We start from the raw sequence: 26,916 nt of genomic DNA on the forward strand, positions 1-26,916 counted from the left end.
GCCGTTTTTCGTAGCCGAAAGAGGCGAGGTTTATCCGAGCCGTCCCGCCGCATGTGCGAGCAAGGTATAGACTAGCCCGGTCTCAGACATCAGATGGTCACGTATCACTGCGGGCTCATCGCGCGCGACCTCGTCCAGCAGACGCTCGAACTCGGCGATGTAACGATCAGCCGTCTGCTTGAAAGCGCGGTCGGCACGGTATTTGCGGGCGACCTCGTCAAATGCCTTCTGGCCGGCGGGCGTATAGAGACGCTTGCTGAAAGCCTTGCGTTCGCCGCGTTGATAGCGGTCCCACATCTCTCCGGCAAGGTTGCGGTCCATCAGGCGGCCGATATCGAGCGACAGCGAGTCCAGCGGGTTCGCGGTCGCGGCTTGTTGGGTGGACCGTCCGCGCTGGGTGTGGTCGTTGCTGCCGGTATCGGCGCGGTTCAGCAAATCCGAGAGCCAGTCGTCGCCTCCATGGCCCGCGCTTGCCGGGTTGGCCGGCGGAGCTTCCGTGCGGCGGGATGACGGAACACCGAGGTCTGGTGGCGGCAGGTTCGACGCACTGCCGCTGTCGCGCATGCGAGACGCAGAGCGAGCAGTCGTTGTGCCGCGCGCCCCGGTTGTCGCCGCCATCGGTTCTTCCTCGCGCTGCGCACCGGACCGTCCGCTGCTGACGACGTCGAACCCGTGACCATGGCGTGCGACGATCCGGTTGAGTTCGGCAAGTGCCTCGATCTGATCGACGATCACCTTGCGCATCTGGGAGGTACTCTCGGCCGCCTCCTGCGGCATCTCGAGCACGCCGCGACGAAGTTCGTTGCGCGTCGCTTCCAGCTCCGTGTGCATTTCGGCAGTCATCTGCTTCATGTCCTGAACCAGGGCCGCAAACTTGCCGGCGGATTGCTTGAGCATCGAGTCGGCTTGCTCAGTCGCCTGCTGGCAAATGTCGCTCATGGTTTCGGATGTCAGGCGACGCTCTTCCTCGGCCGTGGCGCGAACGGCCTCGAACTGACGGCTGATCGCAGCTGACCCGGCGCCGGCGGTCTCGGCCACCACCCGCGCGATATCGCGGGCGCGCTCTTCGGCGGCGGCAAGCGATTCGTCAAGCAGGCTCGTAAATCGTGTCAGTCGCTGATCGAAGTCGGTCGTTCGCAAGTCAATCGTCGTCACGAGCGACTCGAGCACGGACTTGCGTTCCTCGACCGACGATGTGGTGCTTCGGTTGCTCTGTTCGACCCGCGCTGCAGCTTCGACCAGAATATTTCCGTGGGCCTCAAACTGGCCGGACAGCGTTCCCAGATCATCAAGAGCCCTGGAAGCCTTGGCGTTGAATACCGCCAATTGATCCTCCAGAGTCTGCGTTGCGAGGCCGTTTTGCGACGTGACATCCTTCATGGTCGATACGAAGTCGGCGACGCGTGTGACGAGCGCGCGCTCCAGCGAATTGAGATTTTCATGCGCGCCGGTGAGAACTTCCTGAAGAAGGATGTTGCCCTCGCGCAACCGCTCGAACAGGGCGACCGTATCCGTGCGGAGTATCTTGCTGGTTTCCTGCATATCGGTGACGGCCGTGATGGACGCCTGTCGCGACTGCTCGATGGCCAAGCGCGACGCCTGCTCGAGATCTTTCATTGACTTGTTGACCGCGTCGGTCGCCAGTTCACCCGCGTTGGTGATGGTGCGGACGACGTCGGAGCCATTCGCAACGATCGACTGCGAGAATGCCTGACCTTTGACCTCGATGGACTTGAGGGCGTCGGCGGTAACGCGCTCGATATCGGAGTTGAGTTGATCGGCCTTGCCGCCGAGAGCATCGACCAGCGATCCGCGCTTGCTGTCGATCATCTGCGAAAGACGATCCGTTTGCTGCTGGACGTAATTGACGATTTCGTCTGTCTTGCCCGTGATCGCCGTGCTGAAGCTGCCGCTGGCGGCAAAGATCAAGCGCTCGGCGTCGGTCGACACCGATTTGACCTTGGTGCTGACTTCATTCGACGCCGAGACGAGCGATGTCTGAGCATTCTGCGCGCTCGCCTGGATGATCTCCGTGGTATTCGCTGCAGCCGCGTGGAGGGAGCGTTCGATGTCCAAAGAGATCGTCCTGATCTGGCTGGCGGAATCAGAGGAGACGGTGGTGAGCGTATTCTGGGCCTCGCGTGCGCTGCCGATAATAGCAGCGGCGGTGTCGGCGCCGACTACCGTCAATGTCCGCTCGATGTCGCTTGCAAGCGATTTGACGTGACGTGCGGTATCGGTCGAGGCGGTGGTGAGCGTATTCTGGGCCTCGCGTGCGCTGCCGATAATGACAGCGGCGGTGTCGGTGCCCACTGCCGTCAATGTCCGCTCGATATCGCTTGCAAGCGATTTGACGTGACTTGCGGCATCGGTCGAGGCGGTGGTGAGCGTGCTCTGTGCCTCGCGTGCGCTGCTGAGAATGGCGGCGGCTGTATTGGTGCCCACCGCCGTCATTGTCCGCTCGATGTCGCTCGCAAGCGATTTGACATGCGTCGCAGCGTCCGAGGATGCAGCGACCAGCGTAGTCTGCGCTGCGCGTGCGCCGGCGAGAACAGAATCCGCCGTGTTGGTGCCGGCGGCGGACAGCGTCTGCTCAATATCGGCTGACAGGGATTTGACTTGGCTCGCCGTCTCCGCGGAGGAGTTGACCAGCGTCGTCTGTGCATCCCGGGCGCTGTTGAGGATGGAGTTGGCGGCGGCCGTCCCGGCGGTGGTCAATGCGCGCTCGACCTCCGTCGACGTCAGTTGCAACTGGGCGCCGACTTCGGTCGAAACCGAAAGCAGGGACTGCTGGGCAGCGCGAGCACCGGTCTGTATGGTTTCGCTGGTATTGACCACCAGATTGGTCAGTGAGCGTTCCGCATCGTCGACATGAGACCTGATGCCGAGTGACAGCTCTTCGGCGCGCGCCAACAGCGTGTCGCTGGCCTGCCGCCCGCTCGATTCGAAGCGACCGGCCACGGCTTCGATCCGCGATCCAAGCAGGTCCTCGAACTGGGCGACACGCGTTTCGATTGTGGTTGCGACAAAGCCGACGCGCTCGTCGAGGCCTTGCTGGATTTCCTGGAAGCGCGCCGTGATCGTATTCGCGAGGAAAGCGCTGCGATCGTCGATCGTTTCGGTCACTCCGGAGATGCGCCCCTCGAGCGCCACGACGGCCTGCGTTGCGCCCTCGCTCAGCGACGTTGCGAAGTGAGATAGGCGGCTCTCGATCGAACCTATCGCATGAGCGGCGCCATCCGACAGCGAGGACGTGAGGGTGCCGAGCCGGTGGTCGATCGTTTCCGTGACCGACTTTGCGCGCGTATCGAAAATTTGCTCGAGTGTTGACAGGCGGCCCTGGACGGACTCGTCAAACGACTTGATTTTAGCGTCAAACGAAGTGTCGAGACTGGTGACGCGCGACTGCAGCGAGGTTTCGAACTGCGCCAGACGCTGGTCGAGCGCGGCGCTGATCTCGCCGCCGTTGGAAGTCAGTCGCGTATCGAAGGTATCGACATAGGCCTTCATGCTCTGGGCGATATCTTCCGTGCGCTGGCCGAGGCGATCGACGATCTCGCCGCCGAAAGTCTTCACCGTGCGGTCGAACTCCGAGATGTGGCGGGTAATGAGCGCGCCGAGCGTGCCGCTGTCGCGTGCGAACTTCTCCGCCAACTCGCTGCCCTGGTCTTTCACCAATTGATCGAACGCGCTCATCTGCAGGCCGAGCGTATCCTGTGCGGCTTCGGTTTGAGTGGCGACCTTGGCCACCAGCGTATTGACTGTGACGTCGAGCGCTTCGCCAGCCTTATCGCCGCATGAAAGAATTCGGGTTGCCAGCCGGTTGCCGGCGTCGTCGATCTTGCTGGCGAGGTCGCCGCCGCGCAGCTCGAGCTCCACCAGCAGGGAGTCGCTGGAATTTTTCAGGGAGTCATGGACCTGTTCGGTGCGGTCGGAAATGCCTTCGACGATGGACGCCGATTTCTGCTCGAATTCGCTTGTGATCCGCTCGACCCGCTCGTTGAGCATGTCATGGACGCGGTCGGCCAGATCGGCGAACTCGTCGTGGACATGACCGGTCTTGAAATTGAGGCTGCTGGTCAGCCGCTCGCTGGCGTCAAGCACGGCGCGTGCGGTCTCGGCGCTGGCTTCCTCAAGCCGGTCGAGCAAATCGCCGCCCCGTTCGCCGAGCGCGAGGATCATGTTGTCGCCGGCATTGCTGAGCGCCGTCGTGATGTGCTCGCCGCGCTCTTCCAGCGCACCGGTGATGCCTTTTGCGACTTCGTCGACGCGCGAGGCGATGGCATCGCTGATCAGTGCAATGTCGTGTCGCAGGTCGATCTGGACGCCCGAGATGGCGCTGCGGACCTGCTCCGCCTGGCCGACGAGGTTGTCGCGCTGGTGCGCGATATCCTGGAGCAATGCGCGAATCCGTACCTCGTTGTCGGAATAGGCACGTTCCAGCGCGGCGACTTCGTTTGCGACCAGGGCTTCCAGTTCGCCGGCGCGAGCGATGGCGCGCTCGACGCCGTCGCCCATCGCAGCGACTTCACGCCGGATCGCCTGTCCGACAGTCACTACCGAGTCGCTGGCCAGGCCCTCGGGCTCGGAGAATCGGATCGCCACCTGGGCCATCGACTGTGCGATCATGCGCAATTCCTGGCCGCGCCACGCCAAACTGGCCAAAAAGTAGAACAGCAGCACGGGCGCGAAGAACAGGGCAATCAGGCCGGCAAGGGCGAGCGTGCCGCCGCTGCCCTGACCCATTGCGGCCTGCAGCGAAGGCAGAAAGCTGAGTGTCAGAAGGCCAGCGCCGAGAATCCAGATACCCGCGAAAAGCGAGGCGAGCGTATAGATATTGCGGGCGGGGCGGCCGTTCTGGATGGCCTGAAGGATCTGTCCGATCGTTTCGCGATCGTCATTGGCAGGGCGCCGCGTGAAGTGCGGCCCATCAGCGGCTTCGAAGCCTGGCCGGTCGAGGGTAGAGCGGGCGTCAAATCCGTCCTCGCCGTAGGTCGCTGCAGGCGGGAACGGCGGGGCGATGTCGTGGCGAGCCGGAGTTTTGTCTAAATCTCCCGCAGAGGCCTCACCGATGTTCAGCGCCTCCTGAATGGCGGAAAGAGCGACCTCTGTCGGATCTTTGACCTTCTTGGGATTGTTCGCCATGTCAGTCCACGCCCTCGTGTTACGCAACCTGCAAGTTCGCGTCGCTGCTGCAAGTCCGGTCGCCGACCCGAGCCCCAAGCCGGTTCCGGGCGCGGCTACCGCCACCGCCCGTCTTGTCGGTTACTTCCCCCAACATCCTATTGGCTTGGCGCCTCGAATGAAATGGTCGTGATTAATACAATCTTAATCATCGTTAACGGCCGACGGTGCTAACCGCTTTGAGTTGCTGGAAATTATTGAACGGTCAGGCCGATTCGGCGCGAACGGCAATGGAACCCGCGGTCTGTACGCGAAACGTTCTGTTAACCAGTTCCGTGATTGGCTCGGCGGGATTCCGCATGGCAACCTCACCCTCGCAGCGGATATCCGGATCGAAGCAATGCCGTATTCCCTTGAGCAGGTCGCCTGGATGTCGTCGCCGCCACTGGTTCCCGACGATGGGCCGATCGATTTCGATCATCTCAGCCGCATGACGCTTAGCGATAACAGTCTCGAGCGCGAGGTTTTGGCGATGTTCGCTGGCCAGGCAACCGAGCTGGCCGCGGCGCTGGCGCAACTTCCACCGAACGCTGCGGCCCTGGCGCACAAGCTGAAGGGCTCGGCGAGGGCGATCGGCGCGGTTCATGTCGCGACGGCGGCCGCCGATCTGGAGACTGCTTTCTGTAACGGCGCCGATACGGCGGAGCTGCAGACAGCGCTGAATCACACCGTTAGCCAGGCCTGCAAGGCGATCGACGCGATTCTGCGCCGCTCCTGACATGCCGCCGGCGATCCCTGACGAATAGCCCGCCTTTTTGTGCCGACCGCTGGCGCTGGCCGGATCGTTTCGTTATAGGACAGCCGGACCTTCCCTGATGAGATTACGTTCGGCAGCACTGTACCCATGACCAAGATCAACTTTGTCGACCATTCCGGCGAAACCCGTACTGTTGACGTCGAGAACGGCGCGACCGTCATGGAAGCGGCGATCCGCAACGCCGTTCCGGGCATCGAGGCCGAATGCGGCGGCGCCTGCGCCTGCGCCACCTGTCACGTCTATGTCGACGACGCCTGGGCCGATAAAGTCGGCAAGCCGACGCCGATGGAAGAGGACATGCTCGACTTCGGCTTCGACGTGCGGCCGAATTCGCGGTTGTCGTGCCAGATCAAGGTGAGCGACGAACTCGAGGGCCTCGTGGTCATGACGCCGGAACGGCAGGCGTAAACACCTCGTCGTTCGAACCGCGTCGGGCCGCGCCATGTTGCCGCATGTCGCGCGTCGCGGTCAGCCACCGGCTGGGCGCGCCGCAGAACGGGCGTATGGGGCAGGCGGATTATGGCTTTCCTCAACCCGCCCGGTTGGCTATAGCGTTTTCGAGCAAATGGATGCCGGTTCGCGTGAAGAAAACGCGTCAATCCATGCAGCGGAGCGGGGCCGGCATCGCCTGGCCCAGCATGAAGATTTCAACGGAAAAGAATTTTTGACATGAGCGAAGCGATCAAGACGGATGTGCTGATTATCGGTGCGGGCCCTTGCGGACTGTTTGCCGTGTTCGAACTGGGACTGCTCGATATGAAAGTGCATCTTGTCGACATCCTCGACAAGATCGGCGGGCAGTGCGCCGAACTCTATCCGGAGAAACCGATCTACGACATTCCCGGCATTCCACTGGTGACGGGTCAGGGCCTCACCGAGGCGCTGCTGGAGCAGATCAAGCCGTTCAACCCGACATTCCATCTCAACGAGATGGTGGAGAGCATCGAGAAGATCGGCGATCCCGGATTCCGCGTCACCACCGACGCCGGCCAGGTGTTCGAATGCAAGGTCGTCGTGGTGTCCGCCGGGGGCGGTTCGTTCCAGCCGAAGCGACCGCCGGTGCCCGGCATCGAGGCTTATGAAAACACTTCAGTGTTCTACGCGGTGCGCAAGATGGAGCAGTTCCGCGACAAGGAGATCCTGATCGTCGGCGGCGGCGATTCCGCGCTCGACTGGACGCTCAACCTGCATCCGCTTGCGAAGCGCATCACGCTTCTGCACCGGCGCGACGATTTTCGCGCAGCGCCTCATAGCGTCGAGCAGATGCGCAAGCTGGTTGCCGACGGCAAGATGGATTTGAAGATCGGTCAGGTCACGGCACTGGAAGGCGCGGACGGAAAACTTTCCGGCGCGCAGGTGAAGGGCAGCGACAACGCGATGTCGACGGTCAGTTGCGATACCATGCTGCCGTTCTTCGGGCTGACCATGAAGCTCGGTCCGGTCGCCAACTGGGGCCTTCATCTTGAGAACAATCTGGTACCGGTGGAGACTGCGTCGTTCGAGACCAACGTGCCCGGCATCTTCGCCATCGGCGACATCAACACCTATCCCGGCAAGCTGAAGCTGATCCTCTCCGGCTTCCACGAGGGCGCGCTGATGGCGCAGAAGGCGCATCGTTACGTCTATCCGGACAAGCGGCTGGTGTTCCAGTACACCACCTCGTCGTCGAGCCTGCAGAAGAAGCTCGGCGTGAATTGAGGCTGGCTGTCTTTGTCGGCTAAGAGCACGACGCACGTCTTTGCGCAGATGTGAAGGCGATCACCGCGCAACGGCTTCAATCTCACGCCGCCACGTTTCCTCTTACCGCTGCGGCGCGGACGGGATCGCGGCCGGCGGCATCAGCGGCTGCGGCATTGCCGTGGGTGGAGAAGACGATGGTGCCGGCGTCAACGGCGTGGGGGCCGAGCGGCCAAGCGGCGCCAGCGGTTCGCCCGTCACTTCGCTTGCGTCCGCTGCGTTGAGATGCAGCTCCGCCTCGGCCGCCGGCAGCGCCGCGTCCGCCATCGCGGCATGGCCTTCGGCGCTCGGATGGATCGCGCCGCCATAGACGGCGGAGAGCAGGCCCCACGTTGCGTCATGGATATCGGACGGCTGCATCGATGTGGGCAGCGCCTGCGGATAGGTCATCGCCGTGAAGTAGCTGTCGTTGGCGTCGCGGATCCAGCGCGCGCGCGGCAGATAGGCGCGGAAGTCGCTTGCCGGACGACCGCAGACGAGAGGCTGCTCCGGCGCTGCCACGATGTCGCTGACGAAGCTGTCGCCCCTTGCCGAGAAACAGGCGCGGTCGAATTCGGGATCGTTGCCGCCGTGCGCGCAAAACCCATGATCGGCGAACACCGCCTGATGCGCTTCGACGAAGGTCATGCTGTCGCTGGCGGGATCGCGGCAAATCACGCCGGATTGACAGAGCGCGATCGCCTTCAGCCGCGGCAGGAATTCGTTCTGGACGTAGCCTTCGACCTCGGCGAGCCGCCGCGGATCGGCGTTGAACGACGGATGCACGTCGAAGCCGGCCTTGCCGCCGGCGCAGGGCGCACTGCCGTTGGCCAGCGCCGGGTTGGCGTAGGAGACGAACACAACGCGCGACAGGTCGTTGCCCACCAGCGGCTTCAATGCAGCGCGGAGCTTGCCGAAGGATTGCGGCAGGTCGCGCACGAGACTCGAGCGAGAATCGTCGACCGATTCGATCAGGCCGCCGCGCTTGAACAGCGCGCGCTCGGTCGGCGCGTCGACGATGACGTTGGACACGAGGCCCGAGAAATTGATGTCGTTGGCGCCGATCGTCAGCAGCACGAGGTCGAGCTTGCGGTCCGGCTGGCGGCGCTTCGCGGCAGCGAGCGCCTCGCGCAGTTCGGCGATCTGGCCGTTGACAGTGCCCTGACACTTGGCCGACGACAGGCACTCGCGGGCGCGCTGCGAACCCAGCAATCCGTCCGGAATGCTGGCGCCGGTGCAGGCGAGCGGCAGGTAGGTCACGGCGATGTGCGGATAGCGAACCGCGAGCGCGAGCGCGGTGCGGGTCTGGTAGCTGTAGAGCGAACGGTGACAGGCCGCATTCAGCCACAGCGCACCGTAGTGCTGCCAGGTCTGAAGCGGGCCGGAGGTGCCGCAGGCGCGGCCGCCTTTATAGCCGGCGCGGCTCGGCCGGTAATATTCGTCTGCCGCCCCGCCGAGATAGGAGCGGAAGCAGAAGCCTTCGTCCGACAGCGCGATGGCGCGGTCCGGGTTCCCTTCACCGGAGGCAATGGAATCGCCTAACCCTGCGATGAGGACGTCGCGCACCTTGATCTGGGCCATCAGGCGCTGCGGTGCGTCGTCGCCGCTCGTGACGTCGACTGTGGCATTGGTGGCGCGGCCGTAGCGGGCACGGAAGTCGATCGGCTCGGCGCAGTCGAGCGTCGTGGTGCGCGGACCGTCGCCGTCGTCGAACGACCAGGCGCACACCGCGCCGACCGGGACGGCGCCGGTCAGGCGCACGGTGACCGGATGCTCCGTCGGCGTCAGGTAGCTTTCCTTGATCTTGTCGCGGGTGCAGGGCTCGCTGACGTGGCCGCCGAGGTCGATGCAAAGACGGTTCACGGCGTTGCGGGCCCAGCCGCGGCCGTCGCTTTGAAGCTCCAGCGCCTGCTCGGCGGCGAGAATGCTCTGGTTGCGTTCGGCGGCGACGTGGATCTGGAAGTCGCGCTCCTCGCGGAACAGCCGGAAACGGTTGCGGACCTCCCACGAAATCTCCATCCCGCCGGCCGCCTGATCCTGGATCGGCGTGGCCGCCGGAGAGGCGGGGTCAAAGGAAGCGGGTTGCGCGAGGGTTTGCTGCGCGGCGAGCGTGCCGAGCAATATCAGGACAATGCGGACGACGGAGGAGGTGTGAAGGCGGGGCATGAATGGTTTTGACGCGATAGTTTTGGCGGAAATAAGAGAGGTCTGTCGGATCAACCGTCGGATGAAGCGAATGTGACGGGCGAAGGCAGCCGACCAGCGGAAATGGTGGCGACGGCAGGATCGTCCACCGGCCCGGTTCAGTCCTGGGAGACCGGGGTCTTGACCGGGCGCGGTGGCGAGGTCGTCTGGTCCGGAGCGCCGCCGCCGTTGCTCTCGTTGTGGCGATCACTGTCGTTGCCATTGCCATTTCCATTGGTCATGCGGCGGTGCTGCCAGGGCTGCACGACGTTGAGCCAGAGCTCGCGCGCGCCCATGATGGTGATGGCGATGGCGAATGGAATCACAAAATAGAGCATGCGGTAGACCAAAAGCGTCGCCAGCAGCTGCTCCTTGCCGAACTGCGGCAAAGCCACCAGCATCGCGGCGTCGAATACGCCAAGGCTTCCGGGGGCGTGGCTGGCAAAACCGAGCAACGTGGCCAAAATAAAGACCACCGACACCGAGACGAAGTCGATCGGCGGCTGTGCGGGCATCAGCAGATACATCGCCGAAGCGCAAAAGCCCAGATCGACGACGCCGATCAGGATCTGCACGAAGGTCAGCGGCGCCGACGGCATCACGACCTTCCAGCCGTTCTGTCCGAGTTCGCGACGGTTGCGGCCGGTGATGATCCAGACGAGATAGATCGCGATGCCCACGAGGCACCCGAACGCGATCAGGCGATTGATGGACGGCGGCAAAAGGTCCATCGCGCTTGCGGCCGACGGATGCCAGGCCATGCCGAGGCCGAGCACGAACAGGTTGCCAAGCCAGAACGTCAGCCCGGAGATGAAGCAGACCTTGGCGACGTCGATCGCGTTGAGCCCGTGATCCGAATAGATGCGGAAACGGATCGCGCCGCCGGTGAAGACGGTGGCGCCGACGTTGTGGCCGATGGTGTAGCTGGTGAACGCCGAGAGCGCGGCGACGCGGTAAGGAATGTGATCCTTGCCAATCGTCCGCAGCGCAAAGAAATCATAGAACGTCAGCGTACAGAACGCGCCGACCACGCAAAGCGCGGCCATGGCGATCTGGTGCGGCGACTTCTCGGTCAGCGCGATCAGGATGACGCTGGTGTCGACGCCCCTGAGGGTGTGGATGAGAGTCGTGATCGCGAAAGCGATGATGACGAGGCTCGCAACAACACCAAGCCGTTTCCAGCCGATCCGTTCCTTGAAGCCGCGCTGAAGCGCGGTCAGCAGCCGATGCATTCGTCCTCCCGGCACACGTTTCGAGCCGATTGGGGAGAGGGATGGCAAGCGGCTGTTCCGTCACTCATACGCGAAAAATCCACAGGACAAAACGGCGCGTTGCCCTGACAGGGGCGTCATCATCGTTCGAATGCGGTCATGCGCCTTCACCGATCGAAAACCCATCAGAAAATGCACCTGCTGCGGCGTTCCTACCGCGCGACGATCATGGTGTGCATATAGGCATAAAACCTTGTGTGTTCCATGGGCGATTTGGCCTCTTTGCCGGAGATACGTCAAAGCGGTGGACGACGTGTTGATGCCGCAGTTGCACGACATTAGCTTATTAGCTTATTGCGCCGGGAAACAATTCGTGAAGGTGGCCCGCGCGCAAGCGCTGGGGCCGGCGAAACTGGACCGGAAATGCGGGCAACGACCGTGCCGTGATCCGTCACGTCTTGCGTAGCGCGAAATACGCGCCGCAGAAAGCCATCGCCGCGCCGAGGCCGAGCACGGCGAGCCCGGCCACGAGGCCTGCGACTGTGGGCACTGCGTTCGGCGCTGAGGCGGCCTGCCCTGCACCCGCCAGAAACAGCACGGCGACGGCAATGAGGAACTGCCGCAGCCGTTGCTGAATACGGCCGGACGGCGCGCTATGCATCAGCGTCGCGACAAAATAGCTGCCGGAGAACCCGGCCGTAGCAACCAGCCACCATGCGATTGCGGCGCCCGCCGGCATGAACTCTTTGCCATCGGAACGCCAAAGGGCGCCGAGATCGAGGCCGATCTGCGCGCCCAGCATGTGCACGGCAAGCGCGAGCAATATGCCGGACACCATCGCGCCGCCGAGAATCAAGTGACGCGGAAAATAAGCCGTTTCAGCCATAAAGGATTTGTAGGATAGAACCTGCACCGCGAGCAAGGGAATGCCGTTGTGCGAAGGATGCCGCCGCCCGAGATGCCGCAACCAGGTCTCGGCTACGCCTACAGGGCGTCGCTGATCGGATCGGCGCATCGGTTTATGCTCGAGGATGACGGGATATCCTGGCAGGCTGGCCGCAGATCGGGAAAATGGCGTTACGCGGACATCGCGGGGGTGCGGATGTCGTACCGGCCGATGTCGATGCAATCGCGGCGATTTCGCACCGAGATCGAACATCGCGGCGGCGGCCGTATCATCGTGATGTCCACCACCTGGCAGACGCTGGCGCTGATGGCCGCGCAGGACAAGGATTATCGCGCTTTCATTGTCGATCTGCACCGGCGGCTCGCTGAGCATGGCGCGCGCGCTTCGCTCGTTGGCGGCCTGAACCCCGCGCTTTATTTTGCCGGCGCAGGCGTATTGGCGTTGCTGTCGGTATCGATGGCCGCCCTGCTGGTGCGGGCGCTGGCCACCGGCGAATGGGCCGGCGCGCTGTTCATCGTCGGACTGTCGGCGCTGTTCGGCTGGCAGATCGGCGGCTTCATGCGTCGCAACAGGCCGCGCGCCTATACCTTCGATGCGCTGCCGCAGGATTTGCTTCCCTAGAGCGACGTTTTCGTCGCGCGCTTCAATGCCGCACCACCAGCACCGAACACGTGGCGTAGCGCACCACATGACCGGCATTGGATCCGAGAAAGTAGCTCCTCATCGCCGGGCGATGCGAGGCCATTACGATCAGGTCGGCGTTGATCGCCTGCGCTTCCTCCAGAATCTCGTGATAGATGCTGCCCTGCCGCACCGCGCTGGAAATGCGTGAAGGCGCGAGCCGGATCTCGCTTGCGACGATCGCCAGCGCATCTTCCGACGACTGGCGGTGCTGCACGTCGAAATCCGCCGGCATGTATTCCGCGAGCATTACCGGCGTCATGTGCAGCACGTTCAGCAGCCTGATGGCACCGTTCGAGGCTTGCGACAACGATACAGCGGTTGCGATCGCGGGTTTGGCGAGATCAGTGTCGGTCAGGTCGATCGGCACGAGAATGGATTTGAACATCGGCGCTCTCCATCATGCTCCGGTCCCAGCGCCGCATCCTGCCTTCTGCGGGATGTTTTGATCGAGGGACCACGTGCAAATGCTGTGCGCAATGCAAGTATATCATGAAAAGTGACGGCGCGTCGGACGAACGGCGAGCTGCTGAAAAGCCCGGAACATTTTTGGGCTCGGACGCCGAGTTAGCGGCGATCACGGATGCGTAATTGCGCATCGGGGACTGTCACACCTCCTTCAGCAGTTTCGGGCTGACGAACTGCGCAAGCCGTCCACCTCCGAAGGCGATGCCATCCCAGCTCTCGATGGCAAAGTCGATCAAGACAAGTCCCATTGTCGGCAGGTTGTGGGCCAGCGCCGCGCGCCCGGCTGCGTCGCCGCCGCCGATCAGGCCGAGCGCGAGTTCGTGCAGGCCGGGATTGTGCCCGACGATCATCAGACATTTGGGATCCTCGGTGGCGATGGAACGAATGATCGCCAATAGTTGCGTCGGCTCGGCGCCGTAAAGCTCGGGCAGATCTGCGGCAAGCCCCTGAGGCACCTCGTCTGAAATCTGTTGCTGGACAATATCCCAGGTCTCGCGCGCCCGCACCGCGGTCGAGATCAACGCTAGATCGGGCAGCAGGGATCGTTGTCTGGCAAGCCATGCACCGAGTTCGGTGGCGTCCTTATGGCCGCGCACGGCGAGCGGGCGGTCCCGATCGGTGCCGCTGGGGGACGTACTCTCCGCTTTGGCGTGTCGAAGGAGCAGCAGGCGGCGCATGACGCAGTCTCGATTTGGCGTTAAAGCATAATCCGGAACGCGGGATATGGGCATGGATCGTGCGGCCAATCTACGGGACAAGGTGACCCTTGCAAGGGACAAGGTGACAAGGTTGACGCAGGTCCGTAAGGAAACGCGATGACTTCGGAGAGCATAGCTGCGGCTAATGGTCCCGGCGATGCGGCGCCCGCCGCCGCTGCGCAGGACTGCGTGCGACTGGCAGTCGATCTCGATGTCGATATTTGCGTGGTGGGGGCCGGCCTGGCCGGCCTCACGGTGGCGCTGGAGGCCGCGCGGACGGGCGCAAATGTCGTCGTCCTCGAGGGGCGCCATGCCGGCTGGAACGCGTCCGGCCATCATCTCGGGACGGTGATGCCGGGCTACGCGCTTCCGCTTTCCGATCTGATCGCTCGCGTTGGTTTCGATGACGCATGCGAACTCTGGTCGCTATCCCAGCAGGGCGCGGATTATGTTCGCACCCATGCCGCCGAACATGTCATTCCCGGCCTTGGGCTGACCGAAGGCGCGCTCGAGGTCTCCAATGTCGACGCCGGCGATCGGCTGATCAGCCGCCTGCAAATGCTCAGTGAGGATTTCGCGACCGAGGTGGAGGGGTGGCAGATCGATCGCGTCCGCGACACCTTACGCACCGGGCGGTATTTTCACGCGGTCCATTATCCGCGAGCGTTCCAGATAGACGGGCGCAAATACGTTCATGGCCTTGCGGAGCTTGCGCGCAACGCTGGCGCGCGCATCTTCGAGGAGACGCCCGTGGTCAGCATCGACCCGTTCGGGATTCGAAAGCGCATCGTGACGCCGCAGGCGCGTCTGCGGGCATCCCACCTCGTGCTCGCAGGCAATATCCATCTCGGCGAAGCGATGCGGCGATTGTCCGATACGCTGGTCCCGGTCTGGCGGCATGCCGCCGTCACGGCACCGCTGGGCTCGCGGCTCGCCGAGGCGGTGACGTTTCAGGGTTCCGTCATCGACACCGATGGCATCGATCATTTCCGCATCGTCGATGGTGACAGGCTGATGTGGGCTAGCCCGGAGACCACCTGGGAGGCGAAATCAGAGCGCCATGCCGGGGCGATCTGCAGGCGTATCCGTACCATCTTCCCGCAACTCGGCACGGTCGAGATCGCGAAGGTCTTCTCCGGCGCGATCGGGCAGACCGTGCATGGTATGCCGCAGATCGGCCAGTTGCTGCCCGGACTGTGGGTCGCGAGTGGCTTCGGCCGGCAGGGATTGAACACGTCGGCGATGGCGGGGCAACTGATCGCCCGCAGCATACTGGAGGGCGAGGACCGCTGGCGGCTGTTTTCGCCGTTCGAACTGGTGTGGGCCGGCGGAGCCACCGGACGTGCTGCCGGCTACGCCATCGGCATGGCGGAGCGGGCGCGTTCCGCCGCCGCTGGCACGCTGGCGCGTTATCGCGAGCGGGCGCGAATCAGGGCGCGGGCGCGCGAGGTCAGGCTCGCCGAGGCCAATCGTCAGGCAGGAACGCGGCCGCCGCGATCCAGGACTCATCACGTGCCGGCGTCGGCACCTGCGAGTGATCGCGACGGATAACCGGTTTGATGCGACTGCCCGGCCGGTTGGATCACGCGGATACGACGATATGATCGGGCGGCAGGCCGGCCTGATACCGATCGTACATGGCTCGATACGCGGCCTCGATATGTCTTGCAAATAATTCCGTGTCGAACAGAGGTGTGGTCAGGCGATTCCTTTCAAGCTTGTTCCTGATCGCGGCGAGCTTGTCGGGATTTCTGGCCAGGTCAACGGCGAGACTCTCATACTCATCCGCCGTTTGCGCAATTAGCTCGGGCAGACCGATCGCATTCAACAGGCTCGCGGCAACCCTGCCTGCAAAGGTTTCACCGATTTTGGTGAGTACAGGCAGGCCTGCCCAGAGCGCATCGCTCGCCGTTGTGTGAGCGCTGTATGGCAGCGTATCCAGGAAAAGGTCGGCGAGGCGATGGCGCGCCAAGTGCTCGGGTGGCTCTGCTCGCCTGGCAAAGACAAGACGCGTCGGATCGACGCCTCTGACCTCGGCTTCCTTTCTCAGATTTTCGATAGCCGTTTGGTTTTCGACCAGCAGCCAAAGCGCGCTTTCATTGACCGCCCTGAGGATGCGCATCCAGCGTCCGAAGGTTTCAGGCTGAATCTTATAGTTGTTGTTGAAACAGCAAAAAACGAACTTGTCCGCGGGAAGTCCGCAATCGTCCCGCCTGAATGACGTATCGGCAATCAGCCGTTTCCGGTCATTGGGTTGATAACTATGAGGCAGGCTGACGATCTTTTCCGAGTAAAGCGCCGTGTCGGAAGGCCTGAGAACTGTTTTGTCGGCAACGATGTAATCGATGTACGAAGCCGCCATTGTTCCTGGATAACCGAGGTAGTTGACCTGCACGGGGGCGGGACGGCGCGCGAAAATATCCGTGCGCGCTCCTTTCGTGAAACCATTCAAATCAACCAGGATATCGATTTCAGCGTCGGCAATTGCGCGCGCAATTTCGGCGTCCGATCGATCTTCACAGGCAATAAATTTGTCGAATGAGTTCGTCAGCCGCTTGCGAATATCCGATCCATCGTCAGGTCCTATCGAATAGGCGAAAAGTTCGAAATGCGTCCGGTCATGCAGCTCAAATAATTCCGCCATCAGATGTGCGGTCGGGTGCCGGTTAAGGTCGGTAGAGACATAACCAAGACGTATTTTATCGTGCGCATGGATCGCGCCCTGCCATATCGGCCGGAACGTTTGCGGATTCCTGGCCGTCGTCCACGTTCGCGCGCAGCGAAGGTGATCGTCGGCTGAATCGGAGAGGGCAAGCAAAGCAAAAGGACCGCTGCTTACCTTGCCCGATCGAACAGATGCCGTAAGACGATTGATCTCATCACCGAGTTTTTCCCAGCTGCACATGCGCATTTTCGTATGAAGCCGCGCCCCTTCGACGCCGTCCAGCTCAGGCTTGATGGAGAAAGCCCTGTCATAAGCGGCGAAGGCTTCATCGTAGCGGTTGAGATCATAGAAAACATTGCCGCGACCGAACCAGGATTCGGCGAGATCAGGCTTGATCGAGAGTGCTTTGTCGTAAGCGGCGAGCGCCTCGACATGCCGCTTGAGCACCGACAGCGTCTTGCCCTTGTTGGCATATGCTTCGCCATACAACCCATTCAATGAAATCGCCCTGTCGAAGTCCGCAATCGCCAAATCATAGTTTCCGAGATCGTTGAATACCGTTCCTCTGTTGTTCCAGGTCTCGGCGACGTTCGGATTCAAAGCCAAAGCCTTGCTGAAATTTTCCAGGGCCTGCTGTGGCTTGTTCAGACGTTTGGAAATCAGACCGTAGTTATAAAACGAGACGTCGGATTTCTGATTTATGGATGTCGCCCTTGCGATGAACGGCTCTGCCTCGGCAAAGCGTTCCATGGCCATCAGGACCACGACCAGCAGGTTGAGGGCGGGAACATTCGATCTGTCGCTTCGAACGACACGGCTGAACAATTCTTCGGCGCGCTTCAGATCTCTATTATTGAAAGCAGCAAGCGCATCCTTAAAGATTTTGGGAATATCGGACATGCCAGCTCATGATTTAAAATTGCACCGGTCTTCTCATGGTCGCTTCCAGCTCCAATCGCCTCTGAGTTGACGAGCGGTTGGGACGAGCCCTGCTGAACCCGTCCTCATATTGCCGCCGACAGGCGTCAAGCTGGATGCCGCGTTGTCGTGGGGGCGAGCGCAGAGTAGGGGCTCCAAGTATTCCACGACAAAATGTACCATCCTAGGCATGACAGCACCAAAAAGTGAGCGGTGCCATTCCGGATCGGTGTAACTTTACGGGGCACGGATGCGTATCTTTGCTCGAACGCTGCCTTGATCGCCACGGAGACAATCATGATCGACCGCCGTATCCTGCTCACATCCGCCGCCGGTCTGGCCGCGCTGGCCTCTTTTCGGTGGCTGCCCTTGTCCCCCGCCGGAGCTGCCGAAAAGAAGGTCGAGAAGTTCGAGGTCGAAAAGACCGATGCCGAATGGCGCGCGCAACTGACGCCTGCCCAGTACAATATCCTGCGCAAGGAAGGCACCGAACCGCCGGGCTCCAGCCCGCTGCTCAAGGAGCATCGCAAGGGCATCTTCGCCTGCGCCGGCTGCGACCTCCCGCTCTATTCGTCCGAGACCAAATTCGAAAGCGGCACCGGTTGGCCGAGTTTCTGGAAGCCGCTCGACAACGCGGTCGGCGAAACCAGGGATACGACCTTTGGCATCGCCCGCACCGAGATTCACTGCCGTCGCTGTGGTGGCCATCTCGGTCATGTCTTCGACGACGGACCGAAGCCGACGGGCCTGCGCTACTGCATGGACGGACTGGCGCTTGTCTTCCATCCGGCGACGCCGTCGGCGACGTAGGATTTTCGCCGTTTGAGGCGACGACATTGATGCAGGGGGATATGGATTCCGGACAGCCGCTACGCGGCTTCCGGAATGACGGCGGGGCTTTTTCAGCGGCCTTGCAAGTTTTCCGGGTTGCCGAGTTTTCCTCGCTCGAACCCCTGCAATCTCCCGGCAAGAGTTGCCCCGTCAGGCAAGAATGCCCCGGCTCCGAAGCCGGGGTCTTGTCCTAACTTATTGAAATAACTTATTTTTGCCGTTGGCATGGAGCTTGCGATGTCGTTCCCGACCGCGGCCGTGGTTTTGGCTGACCTCCGGCTGGCCGCCCGGATCGAGTTGGAGACGATGTCATGGGTATTTTCGACGCATTGAATACGTCTGTCGGTGGTTTGCAGGCGCAATCCTTTGCGCTGCAAAACATCTCCGGCAACATCGCGAATGCCCAGACCACGGGCTACAAGGGCATCGCCACCGCCTTCAGCGATCTGATCCCCGACTCGACCACCCCGAATCGTCAGGTCGCCGGCGGTGTGACGGCCTATTCGGTCGCAACCATCAGCAGCCAGGGAACGGTGTCGGCCTCGACGGTCGGGACTTATATGGCGATCACCGGCGACGGCTTCTTCAATGTCCAGTCGCCGACCGGCACGGTTGACAACCAGCCGGTGTTTTCCGGCGTGACCGACTACACGCGGCGCGGCGATTTTCAGGTCAATGCCAACGGCAACCTCGTCAACAGCGCCGGCTATTACCTGATGGGTGTGCCGGTCGATCCCAAGACCGGCAATCCGCTCGGCAATGTGCCGCAGGTGCTGCAGTTCCAGAACAATTTCATTCCGGCGCAGGCCACCACCACGCTGCAATACGCTGCCAATCTTCCGGCCGTGCCGTCGACGCAATCGAGCTCGACTGCGACCGCCGGCACCATCACAGCGGCCGGCGGCTTAAATCCGGGTGATTTCACCAGCGGTTTCAATCCGCTTGTGGTCGGCACGCCGGCACCGCCCTATACCGACGCCACCACCTCCGGTTCGCCGGCGACCAACCAGCAGACTCCGCCGGTCGCGATCACCAGCGGCACGTTGCTGTCGGGCACAGCGCCGAGCAACTCGCTGCCCACCGGTTTCGCGGTTGGCGATACCATCACCGTCGACGGCACCATGATCACGTTCACGGACGTCAGCACCGCGGTGCCGCCCGGCGCGCAGGATCCAACCCACGTCCGCATCGATGACACCGTCGGCGATCTCCTGAGCAAGATCGGCGCGATCACGGGGCAGGCGCCGACGATTGATGCCAGCACCGGAGCGATCACGCTGCATACCGGCACGGTGCAAAACCTCTCGGTGACAAGCGCATCCGCTGGCTGGACTGCGATGGGCTTCGGCGCGACCACCAACACGGCGCGCGGCGGCGGCGGCACGGCCGGCGCCGGCGTGGTGATCGCCAACGACCAGACCATGTTCCAGCAGGAATCGATCAGCGGTGGCGCGGTCACGGTCTATGATGCGACCGGCACCGCAGTGAACCTGCAATTGCGCTGGGCCAAGACCGACAGCGCTTCGCTCGGCGCCGGTCATTCCGATACCTGGAACCTATTCTACCAGGCCAATCCAAACGCCACCAACACGCAGCCGGCGTGGATCAACGTCGGCACCAATTTCACCTTCGGCACCAACGGCCAGCTTTCGAGCCCGGTCGGGTCGTCCATCACCATTCCGGGCGTCACCGTCGGCACACAGTCGCTGGGCAACCTCACGCTGAATCTCGGTTCAGGCGGACTGACCCAGTATGCCAGCAGCGGCGGCAACGCCACCGTCAACGCGATCAACCAGAACGGCTACGCTGCAGGCCAGCTGCAGTCGGTCGCCGTTAACAACGACGGCATCGTGGTCGGCACCTTCTCGAACGGGCAGAACCTTTCCCTCGCGCAGGTGTCGCTGTCGCACTTCAACGGCACCAACTACCTCAAGGCGCTCGACGGCGGCGCCTATGCGGTGACCGACGAGTCGGGACCTGCGATCGCGGGCGCGTCCGGACACATCAGCGGCTCGTCGCTCGAAGGCTCCAACACCGATATCGCCGACGAGTTCACCAAGCTGATCGTGACCCAGCAGGCTTACTCGGCGAACACCAAGGTCATCACCACCGCAAATAGCATGGTTCAGGATCTGCTGAACGTGCTGCGATAGAGCATGATCCCGAAAAGTGGAAACCGGTTTTCGGATGAGATCATGCTCAATCAAAAGAATAAAGCAGAGTTTGATTCAACGCAGTTGAATCGGACTCGGCTCGCGGCGCGGATTGATCTGATTTCGAGGCGGGCAATAAGATGAGTTTGAGTTCGGCCCTCTCTATCGCGATGTCCGGCCTGCGCGCCAACCAGGCGTCGCTGTCGATCGTCTCGGGCAATGTCGCCAACGCGAACACGCCCGGTTACGTCTCGCAGACGTCGGTGCAGGCCGAGATCGTCACCGGCGATACCGGCTCGGGCGTCCGCGTCATCGGCGTCAACCGCACGCTCGACACTTATGTGCAGTCGCAGTTGCGCACGGAAAATGCCGGCGGCGCCTATGCCGACCAGATCGCGAACGTGCTCGGCCAGTTGCAGAATGTCTACGGTACGCCCGGCAACGACGGGACGCTGGAAGCGGCCTACAACAATTTCACCTCCGCGCTGCAGGCTTTGTCGGCGAGTTCGGGCAACACGGCGGCGCAATCCTCGGTGCTGAACGCCGCGCAGGCGCTGGCGCAGCAGCTCAACGCGACGACCAGCGGCATCCAGACGCTGCGCTCCAACGCCGAACAGGATCTCTCGGCGTCGGTCTCGCCGGCCAACGCGGCGATGTCCCAGATCGCCCAGCTCAATCAGAAGCTGCAGGGCATGAGTGCCCAGGACCCGGCCGCGGCGACGCTGATGGACCAGCGCGATAGCGCGGTCGATCAGCTGTCGAAGCTGATGGACATCCGCGCGGTGACCGACGGCTCCAATCAGACGTCGGTGTTCACGACGTCGGGTATCCAACTCGTCGGAGGCGTGCAGGCGTCCAAGCTGTCGTTCAACGCGCAGTCCTCGCTCACTGCGAGTTCGCAGTGGAACGCCGATCCAAGCAAGTCGAGCGTCGGCACCATCATGTGCCAGCTTCCGAACGGCGCCAAGATCGACATGATCGCCTCGCAAGGCATCAACTCCGGCCAGATCGCCGCCGACGTCCAGTTGCGCGACAAGACGCTGGTGCAGGCTCAGAACCAGGTCGATCAGATGGCGGCGACGCTCGCCAGCGCGCTGTCCGATGTCACGACCAGCGGCACGCCGGTCGCCGGACCTCCGTCGGGCTTCGACACTGATCTGTCCAGCGTGCTGCCGGGCAATTCGTTCAACGTCACCTACACCGACTCGAGCAACGTCTCGCACACCGTCACGGTGGTCCGCGTTGACGATCCGACCGCTCTGCCGATTCCGAACACCGCCTCGAATCCGAATGACAAGGTGATCGGCGTCAATTTTTCCGGCGGGCTCGCCTCGATCGTGTCGCAACTGAACAGCCAGATCGGCGGGTCAGCGCATCTGACGTTCTCCGCATCGGGATCGATGCTGCGCACCGTCGACGATGGCTCTGGCGCATCGACCGTGATGACGGCCTCGACCACGTCGACGGTGCAGTCGCTTGCTTCAGGCAATCCGCAGTTGCCGTTCTTCACGGATCGTGCCTCGCTTTACACAGGCGCGATCACAAGCACCGCCTCGCAGATCACGGGACTGGCGGGACGAATCCAGGTCAACGCCGCGCTGCTCGCCGATCCATCGAAACTCACAGTCTACAATACGTCGCCCGTAACGCCTGCTGGCGACACCACGCGGTCCGATTTCCTCTACGATCAGTTGACGTCGGCGACCTACACCTACTCGCCGAATACCGGGCTTGGCGCAGCGACCTCGCCGTTCAAGGGCTCGCTGCCGTCGTTCCTGCAGCAATTCGTCAGCGTGCAGAGCAGCGCCGCGACGACGGCAAAGCAAGTGGCGCAGGGTCAGGACGTGGTCGTCAATACGCTGCAGGAGAAATTCAACACCAAGGCAGGTGTGAATATCGACACCGAAATGACCAATCTGATCGCGCTGCAGAACTCATACGCAGCGAACGCGCATGTAATGTCGGTGGTGCAGAGCATGATGCAGACGTTGCTGCAGGCGCAACTGTAAGACGAGTATAAGGCGGTTCGTATGGCGATCAACGGCATCAGCTTCGGCAACACCATCCTCGGCGGCTCGATCCAGAGCCTCAAGGCGCAGATGGCCGATCTGCAGAACCAGCTTACCAGCGGTAAGAAGTCGACGACCTATTCGGGCATGGGCGCGAACGAAGGTTTTGCCATCGCGGCGCGCGCGCAACTGTCGAACATCGCCGCGTACACCGATACCATGACGAAGATCAACACCAACATCCAGGTCGGCAACACGGCGTTGCAGGCCTTGGCCGACATCGGTACGCAGTTGCAAACCGCCGCCAACAGCGGATCGCAGGCGTTGAACAGCGCGGGACAGACTGCAGGCCAGCAGACCGCAGTGGCCGAATTCTCATCGGTGGTCGGCATCCTCAATACTCAGTCTGGCGACCGCTACGTCTTTTCCGGCAGCGCGATCTACACCCAGCCGGTGGCGTCGTCCGACCTGATCCTGAACGGCAACGGAGCAGGGCAGGCCGGGCTGAAGCAGGTCATCTCCGAACGCAACCAGGCCGATCTTGGCACGAGCGGGCTCGGTCGCGTTGTGGTTTCCTCGCCGACCGCGACATCGGTGTCGGTTGCGGAAGATGCGTCGCCCTCGATCTATGGCATGAAGCTCAGCAAGGTCACCTCGTCGCTGACGGGCGCGACCGTCACCAACACGCCTGCGACGGTCAACCTCGCGACCAATCCGGCGGACGGTGACGCCTTCAATTTCACCTTCCTGCAGTCCGACGGCACCAGCACGACCGTGCAATTGACGGCGACGACCACGGTGCCGGCGCCAGCGGGATCGTTCGAGATCGGCGCGTCCGCTGCGGTGACCGCCACCAACCTGAACGCGGCGCTGACGGCCGCCGAGGCCACCACGTCACCCTATGGCGCGCAACTGACCGGTGTCAGCTCGAGCGCGGCAGGCGTGACGGTCACGCCGGCGCAAGCCTCGATCGACCTTGGCGCGACCAACCCGGCCGACGGCGACACCGTGAGTTTCACTTTCAACCTGCCGGACGGCACCAGCGAAACCGTGCAACTGACGGCATCCAGCGAGGTGCCGACCCCTGCCGGCAGTTTTGCGATCGGCGCGACGCCGGCAGCAACCGCTACCAATCTCAACGCTGCACTGACGAGCTCGATCGGAACGCTGGCCAAGACGTCGCTGGTCGCGGCCTCCGCCATCCGGGCAACGCATGATTTCTTCGATTCACCGCCGCAGCGCGTCGACGTCACCCCGCCAGCAACGCTGGCGACCGCCACAGCCGCAGTGAACGGCACGGCGGCAAACACCGTGCAGTGGTATACCGGCGATGCAGGCACCGGTTCAGCGCGTGCAACCTCGACCGTGCGGGTGGATCCGTCGGTGACGGTGCAATACGGCATGCGCGCCAACGAGGACGCCATCCGTTCGCTGATGGAGTCGGTTGCGCTTCTCGCGGCGGTGACGACGTCGCCCACCGATCCGAATGCCGCCGGTCAGATTTCGGCACTCAATTCGCGCGTCGCGCAGAACCTGACAGCTACTCCCGGCAAGCAGAACATCCAGGACATCCAGGTCGATCTCGCCAACGCGCAGACGGTGATGAAGGACGCCACCGCGCGGCAGAAACTGACGCAGGCCACGATGCAGAATATGGTCGATCAGGCTGAGAACGTCTCCACCGACGAGGTCGCGAGCCAGTTGCTGGCGTTGCAGACCGATCTGCAGGCCTCGTACCAGACCACCGCGATGCTCTCGCAGCTCAGCCTCGTCAAATTCCTCTGACGACGTTAGATCACGACGATTTCGAAATCGATCGATCCGAAATCATGAACATGATCGACTCCAATATTTTGGAGCGGGATGCGGGCGGAAAACCGCTGCACACTTTTCCTCCTCCCGCTCTGTGGCGCTAGCCCCCGAGCGGCGAGGCGGCCGTCGCGAATAGCCGTTCCAAAGCCGGTTGCGTTTCGCTAATCATTCCCGCCTGCGAATGGGGTGGGAATTCGGCCGCGCTGCCGTGCTTGCCTCTTGGGGTGGAGTAGGGCAGGAACACCGCCAACACATCATCAGCCGGCCGGGAATGCGGACGCCAGCGACGCGCTGCGCGCGGCGAGGAAGAACGTTTCATGCTCAGCTTCGATATTGAATGCGCGCTCCGTCGTCGCGCTGCGCCGCGGGTGGGTTTCGATGCGTTCGAAGCCGTGCTGCGGTCGCGTGCGTGCAGCAGCCAGGAGTGCGCAGCATGACGAAGGCGCCGCCCGACGCTGGCGAGACACTCGATCCGGATGACTGGGACGCGCTGCGCGCGCAGGGGCACCGGATGCTCGACGATATGTTCGATTACATCGCCGATGTTCGCGCGCGCCCGGTGTGGAGGCCTATCCCTGCGGAAACGCGCGCGCGTTTCCGTGACGGGCTGCCGCGGGCGAGCGCCGATCTCGACGATATCTATCGGGAGTTTGCCGACCACATCGCGCCGTATACAGCCGGCAACGTCCATCCCGGCTTCATGGGATGGGTGAACGGGGGCGGCACCGCCATCGGGATGCTGGCCGAGATGCTGGCGGCCGGGCTGAACGCCAATCTCGGCGGCCGCGATCACGTTCCGATCGAGGTCGAGCGCCAGATCGTTCTGTGGGTGCGGCAGATGTTCGGTTTTCCCGATACGGCGAGCGGCATCTTCGTCACGGGAACATCGATGGCGAACCTGATGGGGGTGCTGGTGGCGCGTTCGGCGCGGCTCGGTCCGTCCGTGCGCCAGCGGGGTCTGTCGGATCGCGGCGCCGGTCTCACCGCCTATACGTCGGTGGCGACGCACGGTTGCGTCGCGCAGGCCATGGACCTCGCAGGCTTCGGTACCGACGCGCTGCGGCGGATTCCGGTCGATCGCTGCCATCGCATCGATGTCGATGCATTGCGTGCGCAGGTCGCGGCCGATCGCGCCGCGGGTCTTACGCCATTTCTGGTGATCGGGTCGGCCGGGACCGTCGACATCGGGGCGGTCGACGATCTGGCGGCGTTGCATGCGCTGTGCCGCGACGAGAATCTGTGGCTGCATGTCGACGGTGCGTACGGCGCGCTCGGTATCCTGTCGCCGGAGATCGCGCCGCGTCTCGCCGGCATCGAGAGCGCCGACTCCATTGCTTTCGATTTCCATAAATGGGGACAGGTGCCCTATGACGCGGGCTTCCTCCTCGTCCGCGACGGTGAGCAGCACCGCCGGACGTTTGCGGCGCCGGTGGCGTATCTGCGGCGGGAAACGCGCGGGCTCGCGGCGGGTTCGCCGTGGCCGTGCGACTACGGGCCGGACATGTCGCGCGGCTTCCGGGCGCTGAAGACATGGTTCACGTTCAAAGCTTATGGCACCGAAAAGCTCGGTGCGATGATCGCCCGGACCTGCGCGCTCGCGCGCTATCTGGAAGCGAAGGTCGTCGCCGAGCCGAAGCTCGAACTGCTGGCGCCGGTGCAACTCAACATCGTGTGCTTCCGCTACCGGGCCGACGACGCCGACAAGGTCAATGCGAGGATCGTCGCATCGCTGCACGAGTCGGGTATCGCAGCGCCGTCCACCACAACGCTCGATGGCCGGCTCGCGATCCGCGCGGCGATCGTCAACCATCGCACCGATATGCGGGACATCGACGCGCTGGTGGCAGCGGTGCTGGAATTCGGCGCGCGCGAAACCGACTCCCTCTCCCCGCGCGCGGGGAGAGGGGCGGGGTGAGGGGCCAGGATGGCGCGATGCCCCTCACCCGTCATGCTTCGCATGTCGACCTCTCCCCGCAAGCGGAGAGAGGTGAAGAATCGCTCGTTGTAGTTCAGTGCGATCTCGAAACGCTCTGAGACGATCCGCGCTCGTGCGCGTGCCGGTTCAGGCGGAGCGCTGCGCCCTGGCGTCGGCGCGGTCGGCGGTGCTGTCGCTCGTGTCCGTCAGCTTCTTCTCGTAGGCGATCAGCTTCTTGACTTCCTTGAGCGCCTTGTAGAGGTCGCCGTTGAGGATGTCGTTGTTGATGCCCTCGATGATCGGCCATCCCCCCGGCATGGTCGTGATGACATCGCGCAACAGGCTGAAATACGTGCCGTGATTGATCTGCGGCTCCGGCGACAGATACATCAGCTGCACCGCGAGGTAGATCAGCTTGGCGGGCGTGTCCGCGGTCTCGGGCGTCAGGATGTCCTTCTCGCGAAGGATCGGAATCTTGTCGCCGTCGATCAGGAGTCGCGCGCGCTGATCGGTGTTAGTGACGACGCACGCGCCGATGATGATGCGTTCATGCGGCTTAAGCTCGACTTTCAGCGCCATGACTGTTTTCCTGTCGTGAATGAAGCGTGCCGGAACGGAGACGGTAGTGCCGTTCACCGCGCAAAATTGTGGCGGACGGCTACGTCGGCGCGAGCATCGCGGACAGCCTGGCCGCGATCCTTTCCGATTATGGTTAACGATTGGTAAACGTCGCGGCGGCTGTCTGAGACGAAATCCCGCTAAAGCCCGGCCACGCTAGCACAATCTGGGTCGCTGGCTCGCTCGGAG

The 26,916-nt window shown here is 62.8% G+C and carries 20 protein-coding genes; 11 read left to right on the plus strand and 9 right to left on the minus strand.

Annotated elements, in window-relative coordinates:
* Positions 1-30: 30 nt before the first annotated feature.
* A complete protein-coding gene (locus ACSZOQ_RS04125) occupies positions 31-5,145 on the minus strand; it encodes a methyl-accepting chemotaxis protein (protein ID WP_439924764.1) in 5,115 nt (1,704 codons plus the stop codon).
* A gap of 379 nt (positions 5,146-5,524) precedes the next feature.
* On the opposite strand from ACSZOQ_RS04125, the gene ACSZOQ_RS04130 reads away from it, so the two are divergent.
* From ACSZOQ_RS04130 to ACSZOQ_RS04145, 4 genes are all read left to right on the plus strand, one after another.
* On the plus strand, positions 5,525-5,902 hold the full coding sequence (locus ACSZOQ_RS04130; RefSeq protein WP_439924765.1) for an Hpt domain-containing protein: 378 nt from the start codon (positions 5,525-5,527) through the stop codon (positions 5,900-5,902).
* A gap of 126 nt (positions 5,903-6,028) precedes the next feature.
* Positions 6,029-6,349, plus strand: a complete 321-nt coding sequence (locus tag ACSZOQ_RS04135; RefSeq protein WP_439924766.1) for a 2Fe-2S iron-sulfur cluster-binding protein — start codon at positions 6,029-6,031, stop codon at positions 6,347-6,349.
* Positions 6,350-6,393: 44 nt separating this feature from the next.
* On the plus strand, positions 6,394-6,609 hold the full coding sequence (locus ACSZOQ_RS04140) for a hypothetical protein (RefSeq protein ID WP_439924767.1): 216 nt from the start codon (positions 6,394-6,396) through the stop codon (positions 6,607-6,609).
* Between the two features lies 1 nt (position 6,610).
* Positions 6,611-7,639, plus strand: coding sequence for an NAD(P)/FAD-dependent oxidoreductase (locus tag ACSZOQ_RS04145; protein ID WP_439924768.1), 1,029 nt, complete (start codon positions 6,611-6,613; stop codon positions 7,637-7,639).
* Between the two features lie 102 nt (positions 7,640-7,741).
* On the opposite strand, the gene ACSZOQ_RS04150 is transcribed toward ACSZOQ_RS04145, so the two are convergent.
* The 3 genes from ACSZOQ_RS04150 to ACSZOQ_RS04160 form a co-directional block, all read right to left on the minus strand.
* Positions 7,742-9,823, minus strand: a complete 2,082-nt coding sequence (locus ACSZOQ_RS04150) for a hypothetical protein (RefSeq protein WP_439924769.1) — start codon at positions 9,821-9,823, stop codon at positions 7,742-7,744.
* Between the two features lie 137 nt (positions 9,824-9,960).
* A complete protein-coding gene (locus ACSZOQ_RS04155; protein WP_439924770.1) occupies positions 9,961-11,073 on the minus strand; it encodes a lysylphosphatidylglycerol synthase transmembrane domain-containing protein in 1,113 nt (370 codons plus the stop codon).
* A 430-nt stretch (positions 11,074-11,503) separates the two neighbouring features.
* The gene (locus ACSZOQ_RS04160; protein WP_439924771.1) at positions 11,504-11,938 is read right to left on the minus strand and encodes a hypothetical protein; all 435 of its coding nucleotides are present in this window, start codon (positions 11,936-11,938) and stop codon (positions 11,504-11,506) included.
* 72 nt (positions 11,939-12,010) lie between these two features.
* Here ACSZOQ_RS04160 and ACSZOQ_RS04165 point away from each other — a divergent pair, with 72 nt between their 5' ends.
* Positions 12,011-12,580 (plus strand): hypothetical protein, encoded by a 570-nt coding sequence (locus tag ACSZOQ_RS04165; protein WP_439924772.1) that lies wholly within the window; start codon positions 12,011-12,013, stop codon positions 12,578-12,580.
* A gap of 22 nt (positions 12,581-12,602) precedes the next feature.
* Here the strand turns inward: ACSZOQ_RS04165 and ACSZOQ_RS04170 are convergent, their stop codons facing one another.
* Together ACSZOQ_RS04170 and ACSZOQ_RS04175 are read right to left on the minus strand one after the other, a co-directional pair.
* Positions 12,603-13,028 (minus strand): universal stress protein, encoded by a 426-nt coding sequence (locus ACSZOQ_RS04170; protein ID WP_439924773.1) that lies wholly within the window; start codon positions 13,026-13,028, stop codon positions 12,603-12,605.
* A 220-nt stretch (positions 13,029-13,248) separates the two neighbouring features.
* A complete protein-coding gene (locus tag ACSZOQ_RS04175) occupies positions 13,249-13,785 on the minus strand; it encodes a SixA phosphatase family protein (RefSeq protein WP_439924774.1) in 537 nt (178 codons plus the stop codon).
* A 138-nt stretch (positions 13,786-13,923) separates the two neighbouring features.
* Between ACSZOQ_RS04175 and ACSZOQ_RS04180 the strand changes: the two genes are divergently transcribed.
* Positions 13,924-15,357 (plus strand): NAD(P)/FAD-dependent oxidoreductase, encoded by a 1,434-nt coding sequence (locus ACSZOQ_RS04180; protein ID WP_439924775.1) that lies wholly within the window; start codon positions 13,924-13,926, stop codon positions 15,355-15,357.
* Between the two features lie 31 nt (positions 15,358-15,388).
* Here ACSZOQ_RS04180 and ACSZOQ_RS04185 read toward each other — a convergent pair whose 3' ends face one another.
* Positions 15,389-17,371 carry a tetratricopeptide repeat protein gene (locus tag ACSZOQ_RS04185; RefSeq protein ID WP_439924776.1) on the minus strand — a complete coding sequence of 661 codons (1,983 nt, stop codon included), beginning with the start codon at positions 17,369-17,371 and terminating at the stop codon, positions 15,389-15,391.
* Positions 17,372-17,686: 315 nt separating this feature from the next.
* Between ACSZOQ_RS04185 and msrB the strand changes: the two genes are divergently transcribed.
* The 4 genes from msrB to ACSZOQ_RS04205 all read left to right on the plus strand — a co-directional run bounded on the left by msrB (position 17,687) and on the right by ACSZOQ_RS04205 (position 24,167).
* On the plus strand, positions 17,687-18,199 hold the full coding sequence (gene msrB, locus ACSZOQ_RS04190; protein ID WP_439924777.1) for a peptide-methionine (R)-S-oxide reductase MsrB: 513 nt from the start codon (positions 17,687-17,689) through the stop codon (positions 18,197-18,199).
* 332 nt (positions 18,200-18,531) lie between these two features.
* Positions 18,532-20,373 carry a flagellar hook-basal body complex protein gene (locus ACSZOQ_RS04195; RefSeq protein ID WP_439924778.1) on the plus strand — a complete coding sequence of 614 codons (1,842 nt, stop codon included), beginning with the start codon at positions 18,532-18,534 and terminating at the stop codon, positions 20,371-20,373.
* 140 nt (positions 20,374-20,513) lie between these two features.
* The gene (flgK, locus tag ACSZOQ_RS04200) at positions 20,514-22,382 is read left to right on the plus strand and encodes a flagellar hook-associated protein FlgK (RefSeq protein ID WP_439924779.1); all 1,869 of its coding nucleotides are present in this window, start codon (positions 20,514-20,516) and stop codon (positions 22,380-22,382) included.
* A 21-nt stretch (positions 22,383-22,403) separates the two neighbouring features.
* Entirely contained in the window at positions 22,404-24,167 is a 1,764-nt protein-coding gene (locus ACSZOQ_RS04205) for a flagellar protein (RefSeq protein ID WP_439924780.1), read from the plus strand.
* Positions 24,168-24,294: 127 nt separating this feature from the next.
* Here ACSZOQ_RS04205 and ACSZOQ_RS04210 read toward each other — a convergent pair whose 3' ends face one another.
* A complete protein-coding gene (locus ACSZOQ_RS04210; protein ID WP_439924781.1) occupies positions 24,295-24,513 on the minus strand; it encodes a hypothetical protein in 219 nt (72 codons plus the stop codon).
* A gap of 114 nt (positions 24,514-24,627) precedes the next feature.
* On the opposite strand from ACSZOQ_RS04210, the gene ACSZOQ_RS04215 reads away from it, so the two are divergent.
* Positions 24,628-26,109, plus strand: a complete 1,482-nt coding sequence (locus ACSZOQ_RS04215; protein ID WP_439924782.1) for a pyridoxal phosphate-dependent decarboxylase family protein — start codon at positions 24,628-24,630, stop codon at positions 26,107-26,109.
* 147 nt (positions 26,110-26,256) lie between these two features.
* Here ACSZOQ_RS04215 and flbT read toward each other — a convergent pair whose 3' ends face one another.
* Positions 26,257-26,688 (minus strand): flagellar biosynthesis repressor FlbT, encoded by a 432-nt coding sequence (gene flbT / locus ACSZOQ_RS04220; protein ID WP_439924783.1) that lies wholly within the window; start codon positions 26,686-26,688, stop codon positions 26,257-26,259.
* Positions 26,689-26,916: the final 228 nt, after the last annotated feature.

It is taken from the genome of Nitrobacter sp. JJSN, from assembly GCF_051912485.1.
Taxonomy (GTDB): Bacteria; Pseudomonadota; Alphaproteobacteria; order Rhizobiales; family Xanthobacteraceae; genus Nitrobacter.